The 22,023-nt window shown below is 57.8% G+C and carries 31 protein-coding genes and 1 tRNA gene; 26 read left to right on the top strand and 6 right to left on the bottom strand.

The window, feature by feature from the left end; translation table 11 throughout:
- Positions 1-24: 24 nt before the first annotated feature.
- Complete coding sequence (locus ADH66_RS18570) at positions 25-960, top strand: DUF1385 domain-containing protein (protein WP_066537726.1); 936 nt, start codon at positions 25-27, stop codon at positions 958-960.
- Complete coding sequence (gene prmC, locus ADH66_RS18565; RefSeq protein WP_066537727.1) at positions 957-1,811, top strand: peptide chain release factor N(5)-glutamine methyltransferase; 855 nt, start codon at positions 957-959, stop codon at positions 1,809-1,811. Before ADH66_RS18570 ends, prmC begins: the two co-directional genes overlap by 4 nt.
- On the opposite strand, the gene ADH66_RS18560 is transcribed toward prmC, so the two are convergent.
- Together ADH66_RS18560 and recA are read right to left on the bottom strand one after the other, a co-directional pair.
- Complete coding sequence (locus ADH66_RS18560; protein ID WP_066537728.1) at positions 1,800-2,414, bottom strand: regulatory protein RecX; 615 nt, start codon at positions 2,412-2,414, stop codon at positions 1,800-1,802. The two genes, prmC and ADH66_RS18560, sit on opposite strands and share 12 nt — an antisense overlap.
- The gene (gene recA / locus ADH66_RS18555) at positions 2,414-3,598 is read right to left on the bottom strand and encodes a recombinase RecA (protein ID WP_084384362.1); all 1,185 of its coding nucleotides are present in this window, start codon (positions 3,596-3,598) and stop codon (positions 2,414-2,416) included. The genes ADH66_RS18560 and recA overlap by 1 nt, the downstream gene beginning before the upstream one ends.
- A gap of 174 nt (positions 3,599-3,772) precedes the next feature.
- Between recA and ADH66_RS18550 the strand changes: the two genes are divergently transcribed.
- The gene (locus ADH66_RS18550) at positions 3,773-5,257 is read left to right on the top strand and encodes an L-fucose/L-arabinose isomerase family protein (RefSeq protein ID WP_066537730.1); all 1,485 of its coding nucleotides are present in this window, start codon (positions 3,773-3,775) and stop codon (positions 5,255-5,257) included.
- Positions 5,258-5,857: 600 nt separating this feature from the next.
- Here ADH66_RS18550 and rlmD read toward each other — a convergent pair.
- The 3 genes from rlmD to ADH66_RS18535 form a co-directional block, all read right to left on the bottom strand.
- The gene (gene rlmD / locus ADH66_RS18545) at positions 5,858-7,252 is read right to left on the bottom strand and encodes a 23S rRNA (uracil(1939)-C(5))-methyltransferase RlmD (RefSeq protein ID WP_236757136.1); all 1,395 of its coding nucleotides are present in this window, start codon (positions 7,250-7,252) and stop codon (positions 5,858-5,860) included.
- Positions 7,253-7,445: 193 nt separating this feature from the next.
- Positions 7,446-8,141, bottom strand: a complete 696-nt coding sequence (locus ADH66_RS18540) for a hypothetical protein (protein WP_066537737.1) — start codon at positions 8,139-8,141, stop codon at positions 7,446-7,448.
- Positions 8,131-9,513 carry a Mur ligase family protein gene (locus ADH66_RS18535; RefSeq protein WP_066537739.1) on the bottom strand — a complete coding sequence of 461 codons (1,383 nt, stop codon included), beginning with the start codon at positions 9,511-9,513 and terminating at the stop codon, positions 8,131-8,133. The genes ADH66_RS18540 and ADH66_RS18535 overlap by 11 nt, the downstream gene beginning before the upstream one ends.
- A gap of 152 nt (positions 9,514-9,665) precedes the next feature.
- Between ADH66_RS18535 and ADH66_RS18530 the strand changes: the two genes are divergently transcribed.
- Complete coding sequence (locus tag ADH66_RS18530; RefSeq protein WP_066537741.1) at positions 9,666-10,487, top strand: sugar phosphate isomerase/epimerase family protein; 822 nt, start codon at positions 9,666-9,668, stop codon at positions 10,485-10,487.
- 298 nt (positions 10,488-10,785) lie between these two features.
- On the opposite strand, the gene ADH66_RS18525 is transcribed toward ADH66_RS18530, so the two are convergent.
- A tRNA-Pro gene (locus ADH66_RS18525) sits at positions 10,786-10,861 on the bottom strand.
- A 462-nt stretch (positions 10,862-11,323) separates the two neighbouring features.
- Between ADH66_RS18525 and rpsJ the strand changes: the two genes are divergently transcribed.
- From rpsJ to secY, 22 genes are all read left to right on the top strand, one after another.
- Entirely contained in the window at positions 11,324-11,635 is a 312-nt protein-coding gene (gene rpsJ / locus ADH66_RS18520; RefSeq protein ID WP_066537743.1) for a 30S ribosomal protein S10, read from the top strand.
- Between the two features lie 143 nt (positions 11,636-11,778).
- Positions 11,779-12,411, top strand: coding sequence for a 50S ribosomal protein L3 (gene rplC, locus ADH66_RS18515; protein WP_066537745.1), 633 nt, complete (start codon positions 11,779-11,781; stop codon positions 12,409-12,411).
- 18 nt (positions 12,412-12,429) lie between these two features.
- Positions 12,430-13,053 carry a 50S ribosomal protein L4 gene (gene rplD / locus ADH66_RS18510; protein ID WP_066537746.1) on the top strand — a complete coding sequence of 208 codons (624 nt, stop codon included), beginning with the start codon at positions 12,430-12,432 and terminating at the stop codon, positions 13,051-13,053.
- A complete protein-coding gene (gene rplW, locus ADH66_RS18505) occupies positions 13,053-13,343 on the top strand; it encodes a 50S ribosomal protein L23 (RefSeq protein WP_066537749.1) in 291 nt (96 codons plus the stop codon). Before rplD ends, rplW begins: the two co-directional genes overlap by 1 nt.
- A gap of 46 nt (positions 13,344-13,389) precedes the next feature.
- Entirely contained in the window at positions 13,390-14,223 is an 834-nt protein-coding gene (gene rplB, locus ADH66_RS18500) for a 50S ribosomal protein L2 (protein WP_066537754.1), read from the top strand.
- A 24-nt stretch (positions 14,224-14,247) separates the two neighbouring features.
- Complete coding sequence (gene rpsS / locus ADH66_RS18495; RefSeq protein WP_066537756.1) at positions 14,248-14,520, top strand: 30S ribosomal protein S19; 273 nt, start codon at positions 14,248-14,250, stop codon at positions 14,518-14,520.
- A 20-nt stretch (positions 14,521-14,540) separates the two neighbouring features.
- Entirely contained in the window at positions 14,541-14,876 is a 336-nt protein-coding gene (rplV, locus tag ADH66_RS18490) for a 50S ribosomal protein L22 (protein WP_066537758.1), read from the top strand.
- Positions 14,877-14,887: 11 nt separating this feature from the next.
- Complete coding sequence (gene rpsC, locus ADH66_RS18485; RefSeq protein WP_066537760.1) at positions 14,888-15,652, top strand: 30S ribosomal protein S3; 765 nt, start codon at positions 14,888-14,890, stop codon at positions 15,650-15,652.
- Positions 15,653-16,075: a 50S ribosomal protein L16 gene (gene rplP, locus ADH66_RS18480; protein ID WP_066537763.1), complete on the top strand. Its 423-nt coding sequence runs from the start codon at positions 15,653-15,655 to the stop codon at positions 16,073-16,075.
- Complete coding sequence (gene rpmC / locus ADH66_RS18475) at positions 16,072-16,275, top strand: 50S ribosomal protein L29 (protein ID WP_066537765.1); 204 nt, start codon at positions 16,072-16,074, stop codon at positions 16,273-16,275. The genes rplP and rpmC overlap by 4 nt, the downstream gene beginning before the upstream one ends.
- A gap of 20 nt (positions 16,276-16,295) precedes the next feature.
- A complete protein-coding gene (gene rpsQ, locus ADH66_RS18470; RefSeq protein WP_084384363.1) occupies positions 16,296-16,553 on the top strand; it encodes a 30S ribosomal protein S17 in 258 nt (85 codons plus the stop codon).
- Between the two features lie 56 nt (positions 16,554-16,609).
- Entirely contained in the window at positions 16,610-16,978 is a 369-nt protein-coding gene (rplN, locus tag ADH66_RS18465) for a 50S ribosomal protein L14 (RefSeq protein ID WP_066537774.1), read from the top strand.
- 16 nt (positions 16,979-16,994) lie between these two features.
- Complete coding sequence (rplX, locus tag ADH66_RS18460; protein WP_066537777.1) at positions 16,995-17,312, top strand: 50S ribosomal protein L24; 318 nt, start codon at positions 16,995-16,997, stop codon at positions 17,310-17,312.
- Positions 17,313-17,330: 18 nt separating this feature from the next.
- Positions 17,331-17,873: a 50S ribosomal protein L5 gene (gene rplE, locus ADH66_RS18455; protein ID WP_066537779.1), complete on the top strand. Its 543-nt coding sequence runs from the start codon at positions 17,331-17,333 to the stop codon at positions 17,871-17,873.
- A gap of 15 nt (positions 17,874-17,888) precedes the next feature.
- On the top strand, positions 17,889-18,074 hold the full coding sequence (locus ADH66_RS18450; RefSeq protein ID WP_066537781.1) for a type Z 30S ribosomal protein S14: 186 nt from the start codon (positions 17,889-17,891) through the stop codon (positions 18,072-18,074).
- Positions 18,075-18,095: 21 nt separating this feature from the next.
- Positions 18,096-18,494: a 30S ribosomal protein S8 gene (gene rpsH, locus ADH66_RS18445; protein WP_066537784.1), complete on the top strand. Its 399-nt coding sequence runs from the start codon at positions 18,096-18,098 to the stop codon at positions 18,492-18,494.
- A 19-nt stretch (positions 18,495-18,513) separates the two neighbouring features.
- Complete coding sequence (gene rplF / locus ADH66_RS18440; protein ID WP_066537787.1) at positions 18,514-19,062, top strand: 50S ribosomal protein L6; 549 nt, start codon at positions 18,514-18,516, stop codon at positions 19,060-19,062.
- Positions 19,063-19,120: 58 nt separating this feature from the next.
- Entirely contained in the window at positions 19,121-19,480 is a 360-nt protein-coding gene (gene rplR, locus ADH66_RS18435; RefSeq protein WP_066537790.1) for a 50S ribosomal protein L18, read from the top strand.
- Between the two features lie 56 nt (positions 19,481-19,536).
- On the top strand, positions 19,537-20,004 hold the full coding sequence (gene rpsE, locus ADH66_RS18430; RefSeq protein ID WP_066541808.1) for a 30S ribosomal protein S5: 468 nt from the start codon (positions 19,537-19,539) through the stop codon (positions 20,002-20,004).
- A gap of 15 nt (positions 20,005-20,019) precedes the next feature.
- The gene (gene rpmD, locus ADH66_RS18425) at positions 20,020-20,187 is read left to right on the top strand and encodes a 50S ribosomal protein L30 (protein WP_066537795.1); all 168 of its coding nucleotides are present in this window, start codon (positions 20,020-20,022) and stop codon (positions 20,185-20,187) included.
- 21 nt (positions 20,188-20,208) lie between these two features.
- Positions 20,209-20,649 (top strand): 50S ribosomal protein L15, encoded by a 441-nt coding sequence (gene rplO, locus ADH66_RS18420; RefSeq protein ID WP_066537797.1) that lies wholly within the window; start codon positions 20,209-20,211, stop codon positions 20,647-20,649.
- A gap of 1 nt (position 20,650) precedes the next feature.
- Positions 20,651-21,967: a preprotein translocase subunit SecY gene (secY, locus tag ADH66_RS18415; RefSeq protein ID WP_088364480.1), complete on the top strand. Its 1,317-nt coding sequence runs from the start codon at positions 20,651-20,653 to the stop codon at positions 21,965-21,967.
- Positions 21,968-22,023 lie beyond the last annotated feature (56 nt).

Raw genomic sequence — 22,023 nt, 5'->3', positions numbered from 1 at the left:
ATATACTCAAGAAGGAGCAAATAAATGCCAAAGAGGATAACGACTATCGGTGGGCAGGCCCTGATGGAGGGCATCATGATGGTAGGCCCAAAGCGCACCACCGCTGCCTTCTGCGACAGCGAGGGCAATATAACCACCGAGGACATACATATTGACCGTATCACAAAAAAGTACCCCATACTGGGCAAGCCCTTTATAAGGGGTATTTTCGCCATGGTGGACACCTTCCGGCTGGGCTATAAGGCCCTGTCCCTGTCGGCGGACAGGATAACAGATATGGGGGAGGAGGAGCTTACTGGTATTGACAAGTGGCTGGACGAGCACCTGGGGGACAAGCTCACCGGGATTATCATGGGCATCGGTTCGGTGCTGGGGGTCGGCCTGGCGGTGGTGCTGTTCTTCGTGCTTCCCACCTTCCTTTTCAACCTTTTGCAGGGGGCCGTGGGCGAGGGCATAGCAGGGTGGCGGTCCGTGTTCGAGGGGGTGCTTCGCATAGCCATCTTCCTGGGGTATGTGCTCTGCGTGTCCCTGCTGCCGGACATCAAGCGGGTGTTCCAGTACCACGGGGCGGAGCATAAGACCATCTTCTGCTATGAGGCGGATCTGCCCCTGACCGTTGAGAACGTCCGGCCCCAGAAGCGCTTTCACCCCCGCTGCGGCACAAGCTTTATGATACTTATGCTGCTTTTAGGGATAATCGTTGGCTTCTTCATCCCCTTCTCGAATCCAATACTGCGCACGGTGGTAAAGCTTCTGTGCATACCGATTATCGTGAATATCGGCTATGAGGTACAGAAGGCCTGCGCCCGGCACGACAATATGCTCTGCCGGATAATCACCGCCCCAGGGCTCTGGATGCAGCGCATCACCGTGAAGGAGCCGGACGATAAGATGATAGAGGCCGCCATCGCCGCCTTGCAGGCGGTGATACCCGAAAACGGCGAGGACCTCCTTAAGTGACCGCCAGGGAATTATACTTACGGGCCAAAGCCCAGCTTACAAAGGCGGGAGTGGACAGCCCGGGCTTTGACGCGGCCCGGCTTTCGGAGCGCTTTCTGGGTCTGGACAGGTCGGAGCTTGCGCTGCAGGGCGACAAAGCGCCAGATGAAAAAAAGCGGCAGGAATTTCTTGAAGCCGTCTCCCAGCGGGCAGAGAGGAGACCCCTGCAATATATCCTGGGGGAGTGGCCCTTTATGTCCCTCACCCTTTCGGTGGGCGAGGGCGTGCTGGTCCCCCGGGAGGACACGGCGGCGCTGGTGGAGGCCCTTGCCGCGCGGATAGGCAAAGGGGCCCGGGGCCTGGACCTCTGCGCGGGCAGCGGGGCTGTGGGGCTTGGAATATGCTCAATAGTGCCGGGGGCGCAGGTAATATGCGTGGAGCTGGACGAGAAGGCCGGGGAATTTCTGGACAGGAATATCGCCCGCTATCCCCGGTTTGAATGCCGGGCAGCTGCCGGGGATGTGCTCCGAGGGCCGGAGCAGGGAGTGTTCCCGAAGGAACTGGACTTTATCGCGTCGAACCCGCCGTATATCGCCACAGGCGAGCTCTCCGCCCTTCAGCCGGAGGTGCAAAAGGAGCCGTCCCTGGCCCTTGACGGGGGCGGGGACGGCTTGACATTTTATCGGGCCATATTGGAAAAATGGGCGCCATTACTGCGTCCTGGCGGGGCGCTGGGCGTGGAGATAGGCGATACTCAGGCCCGGGAGGTGACGGAGCTTTTTGCGCGGTCCGGGTTCGTGGATATCACCGTCCACAAGGATTTAGCGGGCCTTGACAGGGCCGTTACGGCGGCGAAGGGTTCAACTGTCTGATAGTCCGCGCATACCCTCGCGAATATGCTCATAGCTGTACCCCATGCGCTGCAGGGCCGAAAAGGCCCTGCGCTTTACCTTTTCGTCCTCCTGCCAGCCGGAGTATTTGCGCTCCAGTATCTCGCCTATGCGCTCCGTAAAGGCCTCTGGGTCGTCATACTCCTCCAAGAGCTCGCTGATAAGTTCAGGGTCTATTCCCTTCTGCCGCAGCTCCTGGCGTACCCGCAGTGGGCCATATTTCTTACGCACGAAGAGCTCCCTTGCGTACCTTCGCCCATAGCTGTCGTCGTCTATGAGCCCCAGCTCCTCCATCCTATCGACAGCAGCCTCGGCGGCCTCTCTTGACGCGGCCGTGCGGGCAATCTTCTCCGTCAGCTCTTTTTTCGTGTGGTCCCGGTACTCCAAAAGGTACAGGGCCTTCTCTTTGGCTCTATGGGCGTCGGAATCCAGTATCAGCTGGTGCAGCTCCTCATCGGTAAGCTCGTCCCCCGGCTTTATCCGGGACAGCAGGAGGACCTCGTTATCTATCTTCACGGCGGGCTCGCCGTCTATGTACAGCTGTACCAATCCCTTTCGCCTGGGCTCCGCGGCGGTCAGCTCCATCAGTCGTCCACCGTGATGTCAAGGCTGGCGTCGTCGGCCAGGGCCGCCTTGGGGGGTGTGGGCTTCTTTTCCACCTCTGCCGGCACGGCGGGGCCGTTATCCTCCGCGCCGCCGGCCTCTGCCGGGGGCTTGCCCAGCTTCTGGCTGTAGAGCTTGTTCACGTTTTCCCGCACGGCAGCTTCTATATTCCCGGCCACCTCCGGGTTTGCCGCAAGGAAGTCCTTGACCTTTTCCCGGCCCTGGCCGATGCGCTGTCCGTCGTAGGAGAACCAGGAGCCGCTTTTCTGAATGATATCCAGCTGCACGCCGATATCCACAAGCTCCCCCATGCGGGAGATGCCCTGGCCGTAGAGCACGTCAAATTCGGCGGTCCTAAAGGGTGGGGCCACCTTGTTTTTAACCACGCGCACCTTGGTGTGGGCCCCTATAATGTCTGTGCCATTTTTTAAAACCTCGCCCTTGCGCACGTCGATACGCACCGACGAGTAGAATTTCATGGCGCGGCCCCCGGGAGTGACCTCGGGGTTGCCATAGATAACGCCCACTTTTTCCCGCAGCTGGTTTATGAAGATGGCCACGCAGTTGGACTTGGAGATGGCCCCCGCCAGCTTTCTGAGGGCCTGGCTCATGAGCCGCGCCTGCAAGCCCACGTGGGAGTCGCCCATTTCGCCCTCTATCTCCTGCTTTGGCACCAGGGCCGCCACCGAGTCCACCACTATCACGTCGATGGCGTTGGAGCGGATAAGGGCCTCGGCTATCTCCAAAGCCTGCTCGCCGGTATCGGGCTGGGACACCAGCAGGTCGTCCACGTTCACCCCCAGGGCCGAGGCGTACACCGGGTCCAGAGCGTGCTCCACGTCGATAAAGGCCGCGTTGCCGCCTAACTTCTGGCCCTCCGCCACACAGTGCAGGGCAAGGGTGGTCTTACCAGAGGATTCCGGGCCGTAAATTTCCACTATCCTGCCCCGGGGCAGGCCTCCCACCCCCAGGGCCAGGTCCAAAGACAGGGACCCGGTGGGGATGGCCTCAATGTTAAGGGACGACTGCTGGCCCAGACGCATCACCGCGCCGTCGCCGAACTGCTTTTTTATCTGGGTCAGGGCCGTGTCCAGCGCCTTGCGCCGCTCGTCGGGGTTATTGCTGCTGGAGCGGGTGCTGACAGGGGCCTGCTTTTTTTCCGCCATTATTACTTCCTCCCGTATAGTTAAAACTACATATATTATATAGGAAAAAGAGAGTAAAAGCAAGCCCTTTGCGAATTATTTTCAAACATATGTTTTGATTGCTTTTTCCCCTGCTATGGGTTATGATAGTATCAAATAGAGCCCGGAAATTTTGAATAAAACGGAGGAACACATATGAACAACATCCCCATTGTAAAAGTCGGGGTGGTGGCCGTCTCCCGCGACTGCTTCCCCGAGAGTCTGTCAGTGAACCGCAGAAGGGCCCTGATGGAAGCCTTTAACGCCAAATACGGTACAGAAGCGTCCAGCGTCTACGAGTGCCCGGTCTGCATAGTGGAGTCTGAAATACACATGGTACAGGCTCTTGAAGACATTAAGAAAAACGGCTGCAACGCCCTGGTGGTGTACCTTGGCAACTTCGGCCCGGAGATATCCGAGACCCTTCTCGCCAAGCACTTCGACGGCCCCTGTATGTTCATTGCCGCCGCCGAGGAGTCCGGCGACAACCTTGTGGGCGGACGCGGCGACGCCTACTGCGGTATGCTCAACGCCAGCTACAATTTGAAGCTTAGGGAGATAAAGGCCTATATCCCCGAGGAGCCCGTGGGCGACGCGGAGGACTGTGCCGACCGCATACATGAGTTTATCCCCATCGCCAGAGCCCTGGTAGGCTTAAAGTCTCTAAAGATAATCAGCTTCGGCCCCCGCCCCCTGAACTTTCTGGCCTGCAACGCGCCTATCAAGCGCTTGTATGACCTGGGCGTTGAAATCGAGGAAAACTCCGAGCTGGACCTGTTCGAGGCCTTCCATAAGCACGCCGGCGACCCCCGCATAGCAGAGGTCAAGGCCGACATGGAGAAGGAGCTGGGTGAGGGCAACAAGAAGCCCGAGATTTTAGAGAAGCTGGCCCAGTACGAGATAACCCTTTTGGACTGGATAGAGGAGCATCGGGGCTACCGCCAGTACGTTACCCTTACCAGCAAGTGCTGGCCCGCCTTCCAGACCCAGTTCGGCTTTGTACCCTGCTACGTAAATTCACGCCTTACGGGCCGGGGCCTTCCGGTGTCCTGCGAGGTGGACATCTACGGCACCCTCTCGGAGTTCATCGGCGCCTGCGTCAGTAATGATATTGTGACCCTTTTGGACATAAACAACACTGTGCCAAAGGATATGTACAAGTCTGAGATAGAGGGCAAGTTCCCTTATCAGTTCAGCGACACCTTCATGGGCTTCCACTGCGGCAACACCTGCTCCAGCAAGATATGCAGCCCCACTATGAAGTATCAGATGATAATGGCCCGCAGCCTGCCCGAGGAGGTCACCCAAGGTACTCTTGAGGGGGATATAGTCCCCGGCGACATCACCTTTTTCCGGCTTCAGTCCACGGCCGACAGCATCCTTCGGGCATATGTGGCAGAGGGCGAGGTGCTGCCCGTGGCCACCCGCTCCTTCGGCGGCATAGGGGTCTTTGCTATCAACGAGATGGGTCGCTTCTACCGCCATGTGCTCATCGGGAAAAACTATCCCCACCACGGCGCGGTCGCCTTCGGACACCACGGCAAGGCGCTGTTTGAGGTGTTCAAGTACCTGGGCGTTGGGGATATCGGGTTCAATCAGCCCAAGGGTATGATGTACCCGGGGGAGAATCCGTTTAAGTAAGAAAAAGTGAAATGATTGAGAATCCCTCTGCTGGTGCGGAGGGATTTCTTTATTGTGATCGATTTTTACTTCTCAAATGGGTAACTATCCCATGCACTAATTGAATATCTTCCTCCGTAAGCCCGATGACATTGATGGTTCTTGAAGCATCAACCCCAAGTAAATAGTCCGTAGAGACTTTGAAGAGCCGTGCAAGCTCGATAATATATTGGGTAGATGGCACAGAAATTCCTATTTCTCGGGCGCTTTATTATTAAAATGATGTTTATACTTGACACAAGGAGAAAATATGCCATATTTTAAGCAGAAAGGGTGAGAATCATGCAGCCAAAGGTTGTACTCAATATCAAAACCCATCGCAGCATAGTTACGATGGGTGCCATCACGCCATTGCAGGAGTATGTGTGACTAAGGATCAGCGGGGTGTACACTACATAGACACGTTGATTGCGGAAAACCTTTATTTTCCGTTTGTGTTCCCACACCCGATATCAACTACCACTGAAACGTCAAAGTAGTTTTTGAGGTGCTTATTTCGGATTTTTTCACCCTCCGAAGTGAACATGAAATGCTTCGCAAAGTGCCTAAAATAAAGGATTTCTACGAGGTTTTCTTTTGTATCAACACGATAGTCTCCACATGCCCCGTCCCCGGGAACATATCCACCGGCCGCCCCTTAATCCTCCCATACCCCAGCCCGGCGAACTGCCGTAGGTCCCTTGCCAGCGTGGCCGGGTCACAGGAGACGTAGACCACTCTCTGGGGGCCCATTTCCGCCACCGTCTCCACAAGCTTTGGCCCGCAGCCTTTGCGCGGTGGATCCAGGAGGACCACCTGGGGCCGCGTTCCCCGCCGGACCAGCTCTCTTGCGGCCTCGGCCGCGTCGGCGCACAGAAACTCTGCGTTGTCTATGCCGTTGCGCCGGGCGTTCTCCCTGGCGTTTTCCACCGCTTGGGGCTGCACCTCCACTCCGATCAGCTTTCCCGCGCTCTTTGCCATGGACAGCCCGATGGTGCCCGTGCCACAGTACAGGTCCAGCAACAGGTCCCCCGGTTCCGGGGCCGCATATTCCGCCGCCAGTCTATAGAGCTTCTCCGTCTGGTCCCGGTTCACCTGGTAGAAGGACAGGGGCGATATCTCAAACTCCAGCCCGCAGAGCCGGTCCCTTATGCTGTCCCGTCCCCATACCGTCCGGCAGCGCCCGCCCAGGGCCACATTTGTCCTCTCCCTGTTGGAGTTTATCACCAAAGATTTCAGCCCCGGCACGGCCCCGCGCATAGCGTCAACCAGCTCCGGCTCATGGTGTAGGCCGTTGCCGTTTACCACCACGCAGGCCATCACCTCTCCGGTGGCCCCGGCTTTTCTCAGGAACAGCCTCCGCATACGCCCCGAGTGGGAAACCTCGTCATATACCGGGTCGCCATATTCCTTTGCCCACTGCCTGAAGGCCTCCATAGCCCGGGAGAACTCCTCGGGCTGTAGCTTACAGCTCTCGCAGGGCACTATCCTATGGGAGTTTTTGGCGTAGAAGCCCAGCTCTATGCCGCCGTCCGGGGCCTGTCCTATGGGCAGCAGGGCCTTGTTCCGATAGCCGTCCCTGTCTTTTGCGCCTATAATTGGGCCCAGCGGCGGCTCTTTAATGCCGCCTATGCGCTCAAGCGCGTCACGGACCTTCTGCTCCTTTATCTCAAGCTCCGCCTGATAGGTGATATGCCTGAAGCAGCATCCTCCGCAGAGCCTGTACACCGGGCAGTCCGGCTCAACTCGGCAGGGGGAGGGCTTCAGAAGCTTCTCCAGCCGGCCGAAGGCGTGGGTTTTTGCGGCCTTCACTATCTTCACCAGGGCCCTGTCCCCTGGGGCGCCCATGGGTACAAACACCGCCTCGCCCTCATACCGGCCCACGGCAGCCCCCTCGGCGGTCATGCCGGTGAAGTCCATCTCAATATATTCATTTTTGCTCAGGGCCACCTCGGTCCCCTCCGTTTCCAGGTTCACTAATCGTATAAGTTGTATAAAATTCTTATATAAATGCACCTATAGTTATAGAAAACATAGAACTTGTCGAAAAAACTTGATTTTGCGCTAACAACACAGTAAAATATTTCTGTAAGAGAAGATTACAAGTTTTTTCAATACAACTCCTCCCCAAAAGAAGGAAAGGGACCGGTCCCCCCGGTTCTTTTCCTTTTTATTTTACTTTAGAGTAGAAGTCCGCTACCCTCGCCTGATATGCGGCCTGTACCTCCTTGTAGAAGGCCGGCTCTGTATCAGGCGCGCCCATGGCGGCCATCACACTTTTTGTAAAGCAGGGGTTCAGCGGCAGTATCGGTCCCTGGAGATAGGTGGCGAAAAGGTTATTGACTCTCAGCCCCTCATAGGGGCACTTTTTGTTGAGTCCGACTCCCTTTTTTACCCTGAACAGACCCTTTGCCCCCTCCTCAGGCCAGGCCATGGTGAACTGGGACTTGAAGCCGGTGACCTCTTGGCCCTCCCAGTCCCCCAAAAATACGCTATTGTGCCGGTGCATAAGGTCCTGCTTGGCGTATATTGGCAGAAGCCCCAGGCCCTGGAGCTTTGAGCCGTCCTCTCGCAGGATATAGCTGCCCAGCGTCTCCAGGGCGTTGCCCGTGAGCAGGAGGGCCGTGCCGCCCTCTATCAGCTCCTTGAGCCTGTCCCTATAGGGCAGGAGCTTTTTTATGACCTTCTCCTGGGTGCGCTCGGACATGGGTCCCATGTAGACGAGCCCCCCGGGTTCAAGCCTCGGCTGGTCCCGAAGGGAGGTGTCGAGACGCTCCGCCTCCGGCAGGCATAGCTGAAGATATTTCACGTTGAAAAGGTCCCCGAACAGGCAGCAATATTCCGGGAACAGCACCTCAATCCGCATTTTTCGCCGCCTCCTTCTTTAATTTCTCTTTGACCAGCTTCTCGGTGTCCTCGGCCAGCCTTATGGTGTACACATCGTAAAGTATAAATACCGCGTCCGGCTCTGCCGCGCGAAGGGCATCTGCCGCGCCGGAGGTCTCCGGCATATGGTCTATGCGCTCCGCCGGGACCCCCGCCAGCAGCAGCCGCAGGTACACGTCCCAGTGCCGGGCCCCGGCCACGATAAGCTGCACCACGGAATCGTCCGAGAGAAACTCGAAGTCCGCGTCATACAGCCAGGAAATGTTCTCCACCGTGTGCTGGGCGTCGAAGAAGTCGTCCAGGAACAGTATCGCCGCCTTCCTCCCCGGATAGTCCCGAATATTCTGGAAGGCCCGGGAGCAGGCTACGGGGTTCTGGCCTTTGGCAAGGTGCAGTATGGCCTTGCGGCCGTTTACCTCCTCCTCCATATAGCGGGTGGCGCTTATGCCTATGGAGCCCAGCGTCTGTGCTATGGTTCCGGGCTCTATGCCGTGCTCGCACAAAAGGGCTATGGCCGCCAGGGAGTTGTACACGTTGATATAGCTGTTGTTGGCCAGGGGGAAGGTATAGCTCTCCCCACGGATATCCACCACCATGTCCGTCTCCCGGAGCTCCGTCACGGTGTAGTCCGCCTTTGGGGAGGAGAAGCCGCACTCCTTGCACACAGCCCCTCCTATATGGTGATAGCGCCGGAAGTCCCATTGAAGCTCACCGCCGCACCTTGGGCAGGCGGGCACGTCCTGGACAATATTTCTGCTGCCCTCACCGTCGCCGGGCTGCTTGGCGATGGAGAAGTACACGCGGGGGTTATCGGGCTTTAGGCCGGAGCACATCATGTCGTCGGCGTTTAAAATCATGGGCACGCCGTCGGGGATATACTTATTGAGGAAGTCACAGATAAACTCCGGGTGGGCGTTGCGCTTGTAGGAGTCCCGGAAGATGTTGGTGCAGAGCATCAGGTCCGGGCGCATATAGGGCAGTATAAGATTGGAGCTGCGCTCGTCCAGCTCGAAGACCGCAAGCTCCTTGGTGGGCCGGCCCCGCCAGTCGGAGTTGGCCAGCAGCAGGGAGGCCACGCCCGAGTAGACGTTGGAGCCGTTTCTGTTGCAGTAGAAGTCCGCGCCGGTTTTTTCCAGCACGTCCTCTATGAGGTTTGCAACGGTGGTCTTGCCGTTGGTGCCGGTGATGCAGATGACCTTTTTGGGCTTGGGCATACGTCCGATGAAGCTCTTGCACAGCCATATGGCCAGCTCACCGGGGAAGTTGGTGGCGTTGCGGCCCAGCTTCAGAAGCATAAAGCGCACAAGCTTTGAAATGAACAGGACCAGGTAAAAGTATGGGGTTCGTCTCATTCGGTTCCTTCCTATCTGACTCAGTTTTAGGTACCCACTTATTTTACCAAAAAAGGCCGGGTTTTTCAACCGATATCTTGACCTTTTAGATGTTTTAAGGTAAAATTACACTATAGTCCCCACAAAAATTTACCATCCAGGAGGTTTTTCCCATGAACAAGCTGCCCGTTGCTGTGCAGGTCTACTCCGTCCGGGAGGACGCCGAGAAGGACTTTGCCGGCACCATGAAGAAAATCAAGGAGATAGGCTATGACGGTGTAGAGCTGGCAGGGCTCTACGGCCTCTCCCCCGCCGAGATCAAGGCCGCCATCGAAGACGCGGGCCTTGAGGCCGTTTCCGCCCATGTGCCTTTCCAGGAGCTTAAAGCCGACATAGAGGGGGTCGTAAGCCAGTATGAGGAGATAGGGGTAAAGTATATCGCCCTCCCCTACCTGATGGAGGAGGACCGCCCCGGCGGGGAGAAGTTCGAGGAGAATGTAAAGGTCTTTGGGGAGATAGGCAAGGTCTGCAAGGCCCACGGCATACAGACCTTATATCATAACCACGACTTCGAGTTCCAGAAGATGCCCGACGGCCGGTACGCCCTTGACTACATCTACGACACCATCCCCGCTGACCTTCTAAAGACCGAGATAGACACCTGCTGGGTAAACGTGGCCGGGGAGGATCCCGCCGCTTATGTAAGGAAGTACAGCGGCCGCGCCCCGGTGGTGCACCTGAAGGACTTCTATAAGGAGGGCAAGCCCGGCAATATGTACCAGCTCATCGGCACGGAGGTGGAGGAGCAGGAGAATAAGGGCTTCTTTGAGTTTCGCCCGGTGGGCAGCGGTATGCAGGATTTTCCTTCTATTCTTGAGGCCTCCCTGGAGGCCGGGGCCCAGTGGGTGGTGGTGGAGCAGGACCAGTCCAATGGCCGCACACCCATGGAGGCCATCACCATGAGCCGGGAGTATCTGAAGGGTCTGGGCTGGTAAGCGCGAAGGAGGAGGCGGCTATAGCTTTCTGCCTGTGCTTTTTATAGGCTGATGAGTGCACAGCTTAAGATACAGTGCAGACGCCATAAGCCCTATGGGGTAAATCGCGTCTGCACTTTGATTTTTCAGCAGAGAGAGGAGGTGCGCCTTTGGGGAGAAGAATAGTCCTTGCCAACACCCTTTCCAGGAGCGGTTGGCGTATGTGTTTCGGAACTTTCGAAATCCAGGCTTTTGAGATGCAAAAAACCGCGTTAACCACGCGGTTTTTTGCCCAAATATCTTTTTGGCTTTCCCAAGATGGTCGGAGTGACACGACTCGAACGTGCGATCCCTTCATCCCAAATGAAGTGCGGTACCAGCTCCGCTACACCCCGACGGCTTTTCTATTATATATGATAAACACCGGGGTGTCAACCGATAGCAGGAGAAAAATTTTAAGAAAACGTAAATTTATTTTGAAAAAAGACTTGCAAAATACCAGGTCTTGTGGTAATATAAGCAAGTACGATTGCCAAATGGGTATTTATACCCTGATATGCGTTGAAGCGGGAGGTTGCGGCTCGGCACCAGACTGTAGCCGGTTTTTCCGTGGAGTATGTCCGATTTTAAACCGGGCGAAGAAATCTGAAAAGCGCGGGAACCGCCGGGCAGCCCCCGGCAGGCCATGTGTGCGCTTTATCAGAGGAAGCTGTGAGTTTCGGCTCTGTCCCCGGGGTCTGCCGCGCTTTTTGAGCGTGGTGCGGACTGCCGGTTTTTCTATACCGGCAGGAGAAACACCCGGGACAGTGTTGGAAAATGCAAAACGCCCAAGAACGATTTAGGAGGCGGTTATAGAAATGGCAGTCAAGGAAAAGATCAGGATCAGGATCAAGGGGTACGACCACCAGCTGGTGGACCAGTCCGCGGAGAAGATCGTCGCTACCGCAAAGCGCACGGGCGCCAGGGTCTCTGGGCCGGTGCCGCTGCCCACGGAAAAGCAGATCGTAACTATACTCAGGGCCGTCCATAAGTATAAGGACAGCCGCGAGCAGTTCGAGATGCGCACCCACAAGAGACTGATCGACATTCTCCGGCCCAGCAACAAGACTGTTGAAGCCATGATGGGCCTGGAGCTCCCCGCCGGCGTCGAGATCGAGATAAAGCTGTAAACTTGTAGATCCTTTTAGCAAGTTTTCGGCTCGGTCCTGACCTACCGTGACGGATCGGTCAAGTCGATGGTCTTACGCCCATCGACCAATAACCTAGCGGGACTTTCGGCAAGAAGGTCTCAGGAGTAGAAAGGAAGCAGAACATGAAAAAAGGGATCATCGGAAAGAAGGTCGGCATGACGCAGATCTTCGACGACAAGGGTAAGGTCATCCCGGTAACAGTGGTAGAGGCCGGGCCCTGCGTCGTGACCCAGAAGAAGACCGTGGAGACCGACGGCTATGACGCGGTACAGGTCGGCTTCGGGGACCAGAAGCCCCAGCGGGTCACAAAGCCCCTTACGGGCCACTTCAAGAAGGGCGGCGTCGCCCCCAAGAAGACCCTTCGGGAGTTCCGCCTGGAGGACATCAGCGCCTTGAATGTGGGCGACCTTATCAAGGCCGACACATTTGAAGCCGGCGAGCGGGTGGACGTTACAGGCACCAGCAAGGGCAAGGGCTACGCGGGCGTTATCAAGCGCTGGAATTTCCACCGCCTGAAGGAGACCCACGGTTCCGGCCCTGTGGCAAGGCACGGCGGCTCCAACGGCGCGTGCTCGACCCCCTCGCGGGTTTGGAAGGGCCTGAAGATGGCGGGCCACCTGGGCGCGGAGACCGTTACGGTGCAGAACCTGACGGTGGCCAAGGTGGACGCGGAGAACAACCTCATAGCCATCAAGGGCGCCATACCCGGCCCCAACGGCGGCGTAGTTATCGTGCGCGACAGCGTGAAAGCGTAAGGGGAGGAGGAATGAAGAATGGCTGAAGTAGCAGTTTTGAACATGCAGGGCAAGGAGGTCGGCAGGCAGCAGCTTAGCGACGCCGTGTTCGGCATAGAGCCCAACGTCCCTGTTATGAACGATATGGTGAAGAATTATCTTGCCAATCAGCGCCAGGGGACCCAGTCCGCCTTGACCCGCAGTGAGGTCTCCGGCGGCGGCAGGAAGCCCTGGAGGCAGAAGGGCACGGGCCGCGCCCGCCAGGGCAGCACCCGCGCTCCCCAGTGGACCCACGGCGGCGTGGTATTCGCCCCAAAGCCCAGGGATTACCGCTATGCCCTCAACAAGAAGGTGAGAAGGCTTGCGATGAAGTCCGCCCTCTCCTCCAAGGTGCAGGACGGCGAGATGATAGTCATCGACAAGATCGCCCTGGAGGGCTTTAAGACCAAGGACATCGCCGCCATGCTGAAGGCTGTTGGCAGCGAGAAGAAAGCGCTCATCGTGCTGGACAGCGTGGACGAGAAGGTAATAAAGAGCGCGGGGAATATTCCCGGCGTGAAGACCGCCCAGGTGAATACCCTGAACGTGTACGATATTCTGGGCGCAGACAAGTTCATCGTTGTACAGGGCGCTGTGCAGAAGATTGAGGAGGTGTATGCGTAATGGAGGCCCATGACATCATTATCCGCCCCATCATCACCGAGAAGACCATGGACGGCAACACCCAGAAGAAATACACCTTCGAGGTGGCAAAGGAGGCCACCAAGATAGATGTGAAAAGGGCCGTGGAGGCCGCCTTCGGTGTCAAGGTCAGCAAGGTCAACACCCTCCACGTGCGCGGGAGGCTCCGCCGCCAGGGGCGTTACCAGGGCTACACCAGGAGCTGGAAGAAGGCCGTGGTGACCCTCACTGAGGAGAGCAGGACCATCGAGTTCTTCGAGAGCATGGTCTAAGGCCGGGCACAGAGTATCCCAACGACTAGGAGAGTGAACAGAAGACATGGCAATAAAGAATTATAAGCCGACTACCGCGGCGCGCCGGAATATGTCCGTTACGGACTATACCGTCCTCTCTAAGGGCGGCCCGGAGAAGAGCCTGCTGGCCCCTCTGAGCAATAAGTCCGGCCGCAACAGCTACGGCAGGATTACCGTGCGCCATAGGGGCGGAGCGAACCGCAAGAAGTACCGCATCATTGATTTCAAGCGCCAGAAGCACGACGTGACTGCCGTGGTGCAGACCATTGAGTACGACCCCAACCGCTCGGCGTTTATCGCCCTTATACAGTATGAGGACGGGGAGAAGAGCTATATAATAGCTCCCAACGGCATCAAGGTGGGGGACAAGATAGTCTCCGGGGCCGAGGCCGACATCAAGCCCGGCAACGCCCTTCCCCTCAAGAACATTCCCACCGGCACCTTTATCCACAACGTGGAGCTGTACCCCGGCAAGGGGGCGCAGATAGCCAGGGCGGCGGGCATTATGGCCCAGCTGATGGCAAAGGAGAACGGCATGGCGCTCTTGAGGCTGCCCTCCGGGGAGCTTCGGAACGTTCCCGACAGCTGCATGGCCTCTATCGGCCAGGTCAGCAACATCGACCACGAGAACGTGAAGATAGGCAAGGCCGGCCGCAAGCGCCATATGGGCTGGCGGCCCACCGTGCGCGGCTCGGTCATGAACCCCAACGACCACCCCCACGGCGGCGGCGAGGGCAAGAGCCCTGTGGGCCGTCCCGGTCCCGTTACCCCCTGGGGCAAGCCGGCGCTGGGCTATAAGACCAGAAAGCACCATAAGAGCAGCGACAAGTTCATTGTCCGGCGCAGAAACGGCAAGTAAGCACGGGAAAGGAGCATAACGAGAATGAGCAGAAGTCTTAAAAAGGGACCTTTTGTACAGCCCGTGCTGCTGAAAAGGATCCAGGCTATGAACGAGGCCGGGGAGAAGAAGATTGTGAAGACCTGGAGCAGGGCTTCCATGATATTCCCGGATTTCGTGGGCCACACCATTGCGGTGCACGACGGCCGCAAGCATGTGCCGGTATACGTTACCGAGGACATGGTAGGACACAAGCTGGGCGAGTTCGCCCCGACGAGGACCTTTAAGGGCCACACCGGCTCGAAGACCGGCAAATAAGCGAAAGGAGAGAGCAAGAAATGGAAGCGAAAGCAACGCTGAACTATACCCGCATCTCTCCCCGCAAGGTGGGCCTGGTGCTGGACCTTATACGCAATAAGCCCGTGGACCTGGCCGCGGCCATTTTGGAGAACACCCCCAAGGCCGCCTGCGAGGACCTCGGCAAGCTCTTGAAGTCCGCTGTTTCCAACGCGGAGAACAATTTGCAGATGGACAAGGGCAGCCTGTACGTTTCAAAGTGCTATGTGACCCCGGGCCCGATCCTCAAGAGGATTCGCCCGAAGGACCACGGCAGGGCGCACAGGATCCTGAAGCGGACCAGCCACATCACCATCGTTGTGGCCGAGAAAGAGTAAGGAGGGACATTATGGGACAGAAAGTCAATCCCCACGGCCTTCGCGTGGGTGTGATAAAGGACTGGGATTCCCGGTGGTTCGCCAAGGACAACAACTTCGGCGACACCCTGGTAGAGGACTATAACCTGAGGAAGGTCCTGAAAAAGCAGCTGTACCAGGCGGGCATCCCGAAGATAGAGATCGAGCGCGACGCCTCCAAGGTGCGCATCCATATCCACTGCGCAAAGCCCGGCATGGTCATAGGCAAGGGCGGCACGGAGATAGAGAAGCTCCGCCAGCAGTGCGAGAAGATGCTGGGCAAGCCCGTAGTCATCAACATCGTCGAGGTCCGCCAGCCGGATCTGAACGCCCAGCTTGTGGCCGAGAACATCGCCTCCCAGCTGGAGCGCCGCATAAGCTTCCGCCGGGCCATGAAGGGCTGCATCGGCAGGAGCATGAGACTTGGGGCCAAGGGCATTAAGACAAAGGTTTCCGGCCGTCTGGGCGGCGCGGAGATAGCCCGCAGCGAGGAGTACCACGACGGCACCATTCCGCTGCAAACCCTTCGGGCCGACATCGACTACGGCTTTGCAGAGGCCGCCACGACCTATGGCCGTATCGGCGTAAAGGTGTGGCTATATAAGGGCGAGGTGCTGAACGACAACCGCGACAGCCGCAGCTCGCGCGCCCCCAGGGGCGATCGCAGCGACCGCCCCCGCAGGGACGACCGCAGGCCGCGCGGCGACAGGAACGACCGCGGACCGAGAAGAGACAACAGGGAAGGGGGGCGCAGGTAAATGCTGATGCCAAAGCGCGTGAAATACCGCAGGGTCCAGAGGGGCCGCATGAAGGGCAAGGCCATGCGCGGCAACAAGGTGACCTACGGCGATTACGGCCTGCAGGCCCTGGAGCCGGCATGGATAAAGTCCAACCAGATAGAGGCCGCCCGTGTGGCCATGACCCGTTACTGCAAGCGTTTCGGTAAGGTCTGGATCAAGATATTCCCCGACAAGCCCGTGACCCAGAAGCCCGCCGAAACCCGCATGGGTTCCGGTAAAGGCTCGCCCGAATACTGGGTGGCCGTTGTCAAGCCCGGCAGGGTGATGTTCGAGCTGGGCGGCGTACCCGAAGCCACCGCCAGGGAGGCTTTGAGGCTGGCCGCTGCCAAGCTCCCCATCAAGTGCAAATTCGTAACAAAAGAAACGGAGGCGCAGTCATGAAGGCTTCAGAGATCAGAGAATTGACAGCCGACGAGCTGAATACCAAGCTTTCCGACCTAAAGGCGGAGCTTTTCAACCTGCGTTTCCAGCTCGCTATCAATCAGCTCGATAACCCCATGCGTATCAAGGCCGTGAAGAAGGACATTGCCCGCGTGAAGACAGTTATACGCGAGAATGAGCTGCAGGCCGGGAACGCCTAACGGGAAGGGAGGATAATGAAGTGAGCGAAAGAAGCATGAGAAAGACCGCGGTAGGCCGCGTGGTAAGCAATAAAATGGATAAGACCGTGGTGGTGGCCATACAGGACAGCGTGAAGCACCCCATGTACGGCAAGATCATCAAGCGCACCGTGAAGCGCAAGGCCCACGACGAGGAGAACGCCTGCAATGTGGGCGACCGCGTGCGCATCATGGAGACCAGGCCCATTTCCAAGGATAAGAGATGGCGGCTGGTGGAGATCATCGAGAAGGCAAAATAAGTTAGGGGCCGGTAGAGCCTGTGGCTTATGAAGCCAAGTAAAAGGAGGAACAAACTGTGATTCAACAGCAGTCTTACCTCAAGGTTGCCGACAACACGGGCGCGAAGGAGCTCATGTGCATCCGCGTTTTGGGCGGCACCGGCAGGAGGTATGCCAATATCGGCGACGTGGTGGTGGCCTCTGTTAAGAAGGCGGCGCCCGGCGGCGTGGTGAAGAAGGGCGACGTCGTAAAGGCGGTTATCGTCCGGTCCGCCTCCGGCGTGCGCCGGGACGACGGCACCTATATCCGCTTCGATGAGAACGCCGCTGTCATCATCCGTGAGGACAAAAACCCCAGGGGCACCCGCATCTTCGGGCCTGTGGCCCGTGAGCTGCGCGACAAGGAGTATATGAAGATCCTGTCGCTGGCCCCCGAAGTGCTTTGATGGAGGTGTACCGAATATGAATAAAGTACACGTAAAGACCGGCGACACCGTGATGATCATCAGCGGCCGCGACCGGGGCAAGAAGGGCAAGGTCATGCAGGTGAGCCCCAAGGAGGGCAAGGTCATCATAGAGAACGCCAACTTCGTGCAGAAGCACGTGAAGCCCCGCAGGATGGGCGAGCCCGGCGGCATCATCAAGGCGGAGAGCGCCATTTACGCCTGCAAGGTGCAGGTGGTCTGCCCCCGCTGCGGCAAGCCGACCCGCGTGGGCCACAAGGTCCTTGCGGACGGCACCAAAGAGCGCATTTGCAGAAAATGCGGCGAGTCGCTGTAAGGGAGGAAGACGAAGAATATGGCAGCTAGACTGAAAGAGATGTATAAGACGGAGATCGCCCCCCAGCTGATGAAGAAGTTCGGCTATAAGTCCGTTATGCAGATACCGAAGCTGGACAAGATAGTCATCAACGTGGGCGCCGGCGAGGCCAAGGAGAACTCCAAGGCCATAGACGCCATTTCGGGCGACCTTATGAAAATTACCGGCCAGAAGCCCGTTGTGTGCAAAGCGAAGAAGAGCGTGGCGAACTTCAAGGTGCGCGAGGGGATGCCCATTGGCGTGAAGGTCACCCTTCGGGGCGAGCGGATGTACGAGTTCCTGGATAGGCTCTTCAACGTGGCCCTGCCGCGCGTCAGGGACTTTAGGGGCATAAACCCCAACTCCTTCGACGGCCGGGGCAACTACAATATGGGTATCCGCGAGCAGCTGATCTTCCCCGAGATAGACTATGATAAGATAGACAAGGTGCGGGGCATGGACATCTGCTTTGTGACCACGGCACACACCGACGAGGAAGCCCGGGAGTTCCTTTCCCTGATGGGCGCCCCGTTCACGAGATAAAGGGAGGGACATTTTGTGGCAAAGACATCTATGAAGATAAAGCAGCAAAGGCCCGCGAAGTTTTCCACCCGCCAGTATAACCGGTGCAAGATATGCGGCCGGCCCCACGCTTACCTTCGCAAGTACGGCATCTGCCGCATCTGCTTTCGAGAGCTCGCCTATAAGGGTGAGATTCCCGGCGTGAAGAAGGCAAGCTGGTAATACAGGAAGGAGGAAAAGTTCATGCAAGTTACCGATACCATCGCGGACCTGCTGACACGCATCCGCAACGCGCAGGCCGCAAAGCATGATACAGTGGAGGTGCCCGCCAGCAACATGAAGAAGGCCATCTGCCAGATACTGGTGGACGAGGGCTATGTGCGGCACTACTCCGTGAAGGAGGACGGCAAGCAGGGGGTCATTACCATCTCTCTGAAGTATGCCGAGGGGCGCCAGCCGGTTATAAAGGGCCTGAAACGGGTCTCAAAGCCCGGCCTGCGCATCTACTCCAGCGCCGAGGAGCTGCCCAAAGTCATGAAGGGCCTGGGTGTGGCCATAGTCTCCACCTCCAAGGGCGTCATGACTGATAGGGCCGCAAGGCAGCAAAACGTCGGCGGCGAAGTGCTGGCGTTCATTTGGTAAAGAAGGGGGTGCGTCGAGTATGTCGAGAATTGGAAGAAAACCCATAAATATTCCCGCCGGCGTTGAGGTAAAGATCAACGGCAGCGAAGTGAGCGTAAAAGGGCCGAAGGGCACGCTCTCCCAGAGCTTTAACCCGAAGATGGGCATTGCACAGGAGGGCAGCGAAATCCTGGTCACCCGCCCGGACGACCAGAAGGAGAACAGGTCTCTTCACGGCCTGACCCGCACGCTTATCCACAACATGGTGGTAGGCGTGACCGAGGGCTTCTCCAAGACCCTGGAGGTCCAGGGCGTGGGCTACCGTGTGCAGAAGCAGGGCAAGGACCTGGTGATGAACCTGGGCTTTTCCCATCAGGTAGTGGTGAGCGAGAATGAGGACATCAAGATAGAGGCCCCCAACGCCAACACCATCATTATCTCCGGCATTGACAAGCAGAAGGTGGGCCAGTTTGCCGCCGAGGTGCGGGAGAAGCGCCCGCCGGAGCCCTATAAAGGCAAGGGCATCCGCTATCAGGGCGAGTATGTCCGCCATAAGGAAGGCAAGGCCGGCAAGGGCGCTAAAGGCTAAAGCCTTGGCTAAGGCCGCCTAAACGTATACAAGCGTTGAATGAAAGAAGGTAAAATCTATGGTAAACAAACCGGATACCAATAAGGCGCGCCTGCGCCGGCACAGACGGGTCCGGGGCAAGATCTCCGGCACAGCCGAGAGGCCCCGCCTGAACGTGTTCCGCTCCTCTGCGAATATCTATGCCCAGGTGATAGACGACGTGGCGGGGGTAACCCTGTGCGCCGCGTCCACCGTGGAAAAGGGCTTTGAGGGCAGCGGCGGCAACAAGGAGGCAGCCCGGAGAGTGGGCAAGCTCATCGCTGAGCGCGCCCAGAAGAAGGGCATCAGCAACGTGGTCTTTGACCGCGGTGGCTATATCTTCCACGGCCGCGTGCAGGAGCTGGCCGAGGGCGCCCGCGAGGGCGGCCTGAAATTCTGAGCGAGGAGGAATAGAGTTTGGCTAGTGAGAGGAATTTTGACCCGAACGGCGTAGAGATGCAGGAGCGCGTCGTGGCCATAAACCGCGTATCAAAGACCGTTAAGGGCGGCCGCGTCATGAAATTCTCCGCCCTGGTGGTGGTGGGCGACGGCAACGGCACGGTGGGCTTTGGCATTGGCAAGGCCGCCGAGGTGCCTGACGCCATCCGCAAGGGCATTGAGGACGCCAAAAAGAACCTTTACCATGTGGCCCTTCGCGGCAGCACCATCCCCCACGAGATAGTGGGCGAGTTCGGCGCGGGCAAGGTTATCCTGAAGCCCGCCGCCCCCGGTACCGGCGTTATCGCCGGCGGCCCGGTGCGCGCCGTTGTGGAGAGCGCGGGCATTAAGGACATCCGCACAAAGGCCCTGCGTTCCAATAACCCGTGCAACGTGGTGCGGGCCACTTTGGCCGGTCTTACCCAGCTGCGTACCGCCGAAGAGGTGGCCGCCATCCGGGGCAAGCAGGTCAAGGAAATACTGTAAGGAGGGCTCGTAAAGATGAAAGTAACGCTTATAAAGAGCCTTATCGGCAGCAAGAAGGATCAGATAGCCACTGCCCATGCCCTGGGGCTTTTCAAGGTGGGAGACTGCCGGGAGCAGCCCGACAACGACCAGACCAAGGGCAAGGTAAATAAGATCAGTCATTTGGTAGAGGTTAGTGAATAAGCTTGAAGGAGGTGCGTTAAAATGAAGCTAAACCAGCTTACAGCCGTGCCCGGCGCCACAAAGGACCCGAAGCGCATTGGCCGCGGCCACGGCTCCGGCAACGGCAAGACCGCCGGCAAGGGCCATAAGGGCCAGAAGGCAAGGGCCGGCCACGGTATGCGCCCAGGCTTTGAGGGCGGCCAGATGCCCCTGCAGAGGCGTATCCCGAAGCGTGGCTTCAACAATATCTTCGCCAAAGAGGTAGTCTCTATAAACGTGGGCAGCCTCAACTGCTTTGAGGACGGCGCCGAGGTAGACGTGAAGGCTCTTATGGAGGTCGGCGTGCTCAAGAAGAGCGGCGACGCCCTGAAGGTGCTGGCAAACGGCGAGGTCACGAAGAAACTGACGGTCAAGGCAAACGCTTTTTCCGAAGCGGCAAAGGCCAAGATAGAGGCCGCAGGCGGGAAAGCCGAGGTGGTCTGAGTTGCTGAACACCATCAAAAATGCCTGGCGTATCCCGGACCTTCGGAGGAAAATGCTCTACACCCTTCTCATCATCGTGGTATTCAGGTTCGGCTCGGTTATCCCGGTGCCCTTCCTGGACGCTTCGGCGCTGTCCGCGATGATGAACACCGCCAGCGAGAGCAACTCGGCTCTGGGCTATATCAATATGCTTACCGGCGGCGCGTTCTCATATGCTTCGCTGTTTGCTATGGGCATCACTCCCTATATCAACAGCTCCATCATTATGCAGCTGCTGACCATTGCTATCCCGGCCCTGGAGCGCCTTTCAAAAGAGGGCGAGACCGGCCGCAAGAAGATAGCCACCATCACCCGCTATGTGACAGTGGGCCTTGGGCTCATACAGGGCATTGCTTACTATTTCTATCTGCGCTCCAACGCGGGCGTGGTGAAGGTGACCGACGGCTTTGCCGGGGCCTTTGTGGGAATAGTCATCGTGCTGACCTTTACGGCGGGCACGGCCCTTATCATGTGGATGGGCGAGCAGATAAACGATAAGGGCATCGGCAACGGTATCTCGATTATCCTGTTTGCCGGTATAGTTGCAAGGCTGCCCGTGACCTTTGGCGGCGTGTGGCAGTATTTCAGCCTGGGGCTGGAGAGCCCCTCTACCAGCGGCCAGTACCTGGTGCTGGCGCCCCTGTTTATCGTCCTGTTCCTGGTGGTCATCTGGGTCATCGTATTTATGAATGAGGCGGAGCGCCGCATCCCGGTGCAGTACGCCAAAAAGGTAGTGGGCCGCAAAATGTACGGCGGCCAGAGCACCTATATGCCGGTGAAGGTGGCCATGAGCGGCGTTATGCCGGTGATCTTCGCCAGCGCCATACTGAGCATACCCCAGTTCGTCAAGTTCTTCTGGAACCCCACCGAGGGCTTCGGCAAGGCCTTTATGGACGCCTTCTCCAATAACGGGTGGCTCTATACGGTGCTCTACTTCCTGCTGATCATCATGTTCGCATACTTCTATATGTCCGTCCAGTACAACCCCCTGGAGATGGCGAATAACCTCAGACAGAACAACGGTACCGTGCCGGGTCTGCGTCCGGGACGGCCCACGGCAGAGTTTATTGCCAAGATCCTCTCCAAGGTGACCCTCATTGGCGCGCTGTTCCTGGCGTTCGTGGCGCTGATACCCATTATCTTCACCAACATTACCAATATGCAGGGTCTGTCCCTGGGCGGCACGTCGGTGATAATTATCGTGGGCGTGGCGCTGGAGACCGTCAAGCAGATGGAGAGCCAGATGATGATGCGCCACTATAAGGGCTTCCTGGACTAAACAGATATTTGGGCAGAAGGGCAGAGCAGGTGCCGAAAAGATTAGGCTCCTGCCGC

The sequence above is a fragment of the Acutalibacter muris genome (assembly GCF_002201475.1).
In the GTDB taxonomy this organism is placed as follows: domain Bacteria; phylum Bacillota; class Clostridia; order Oscillospirales; family Acutalibacteraceae; genus Acutalibacter; species Acutalibacter muris.
Note: the sequence above shows the minus strand (reverse complement) of the source record. Positions and strands in the feature narration are given on the sequence as shown.

Excerpts from the sequence above, each read along its gene's own strand:
- rplD (WP_066537746.1), top strand. The coding sequence starts at position 12,430 with ATGGCTGAAGTAGCAGTTTTGAACATGCAGGGCAAGGAGGTCGGCAGG.
- ADH66_RS18570 (WP_066537726.1), top strand. The coding sequence starts at position 25 with ATGCCAAAGAGGATAACGACTATCGGTGGGCAGGCCCTGATGGAGGGC.
- ADH66_RS18560 (WP_066537728.1), bottom strand. The coding sequence starts at position 2,414 with ATGGAGCTGACCGCCGCGGAGCCCAGGCGAAAGGGATTGGTACAGCTG.
- rplB (WP_066537754.1), top strand. The coding sequence starts at position 13,390 with ATGGCAATAAAGAATTATAAGCCGACTACCGCGGCGCGCCGGAATATG.
- rplP (WP_066537763.1), top strand. The coding sequence starts at position 15,653 with ATGCTGATGCCAAAGCGCGTGAAATACCGCAGGGTCCAGAGGGGCCGC.
- rpmD (WP_066537795.1), top strand. The coding sequence starts at position 20,020 with ATGAAAGTAACGCTTATAAAGAGCCTTATCGGCAGCAAGAAGGATCAG.
- rpsC (WP_066537760.1), top strand. The coding sequence starts at position 14,888 with ATGGGACAGAAAGTCAATCCCCACGGCCTTCGCGTGGGTGTGATAAAG.
- rpsS (WP_066537756.1), top strand. The coding sequence starts at position 14,248 with ATGAGCAGAAGTCTTAAAAAGGGACCTTTTGTACAGCCCGTGCTGCTG.
- rplV (WP_066537758.1), top strand. The coding sequence starts at position 14,541 with ATGGAAGCGAAAGCAACGCTGAACTATACCCGCATCTCTCCCCGCAAG.
- recA (WP_084384362.1), bottom strand. The coding sequence starts at position 3,598 with ATGGCGGAAAAAAAGCAGGCCCCTGTCAGCACCCGCTCCAGCAGCAAT.
- rplE (WP_066537779.1), top strand. The coding sequence starts at position 17,331 with ATGGCAGCTAGACTGAAAGAGATGTATAAGACGGAGATCGCCCCCCAG.
- rplC (WP_066537745.1), top strand. The coding sequence starts at position 11,779 with ATGAAAAAAGGGATCATCGGAAAGAAGGTCGGCATGACGCAGATCTTC.
- rplX (WP_066537777.1), top strand. The coding sequence starts at position 16,995 with ATGAATAAAGTACACGTAAAGACCGGCGACACCGTGATGATCATCAGC.
- ADH66_RS18540 (WP_066537737.1), bottom strand. The coding sequence starts at position 8,141 with ATGCGGATTGAGGTGCTGTTCCCGGAATATTGCTGCCTGTTCGGGGAC.
- ADH66_RS18530 (WP_066537741.1), top strand. The coding sequence starts at position 9,666 with ATGAACAAGCTGCCCGTTGCTGTGCAGGTCTACTCCGTCCGGGAGGAC.
- rpsH (WP_066537784.1), top strand. The coding sequence starts at position 18,096 with ATGCAAGTTACCGATACCATCGCGGACCTGCTGACACGCATCCGCAAC.
- rplR (WP_066537790.1), top strand. The coding sequence starts at position 19,121 with ATGGTAAACAAACCGGATACCAATAAGGCGCGCCTGCGCCGGCACAGA.
- rpsE (WP_066541808.1), top strand. The coding sequence starts at position 19,537 with ATGCAGGAGCGCGTCGTGGCCATAAACCGCGTATCAAAGACCGTTAAG.
- rpsJ (WP_066537743.1), top strand. The coding sequence starts at position 11,324 with ATGGCAGTCAAGGAAAAGATCAGGATCAGGATCAAGGGGTACGACCAC.
- rplW (WP_066537749.1), top strand. The coding sequence starts at position 13,053 with ATGGAGGCCCATGACATCATTATCCGCCCCATCATCACCGAGAAGACC.
- rplF (WP_066537787.1), top strand. The coding sequence starts at position 18,514 with ATGTCGAGAATTGGAAGAAAACCCATAAATATTCCCGCCGGCGTTGAG.
- rplO (WP_066537797.1), top strand. The coding sequence starts at position 20,209 with ATGAAGCTAAACCAGCTTACAGCCGTGCCCGGCGCCACAAAGGACCCG.
- ADH66_RS18535 (WP_066537739.1), bottom strand. The coding sequence starts at position 9,513 with ATGAGACGAACCCCATACTTTTACCTGGTCCTGTTCATTTCAAAGCTT.
- rpmC (WP_066537765.1), top strand. The coding sequence starts at position 16,072 with ATGAAGGCTTCAGAGATCAGAGAATTGACAGCCGACGAGCTGAATACC.
- ADH66_RS18550 (WP_066537730.1), top strand. The coding sequence starts at position 3,773 with ATGAACAACATCCCCATTGTAAAAGTCGGGGTGGTGGCCGTCTCCCGC.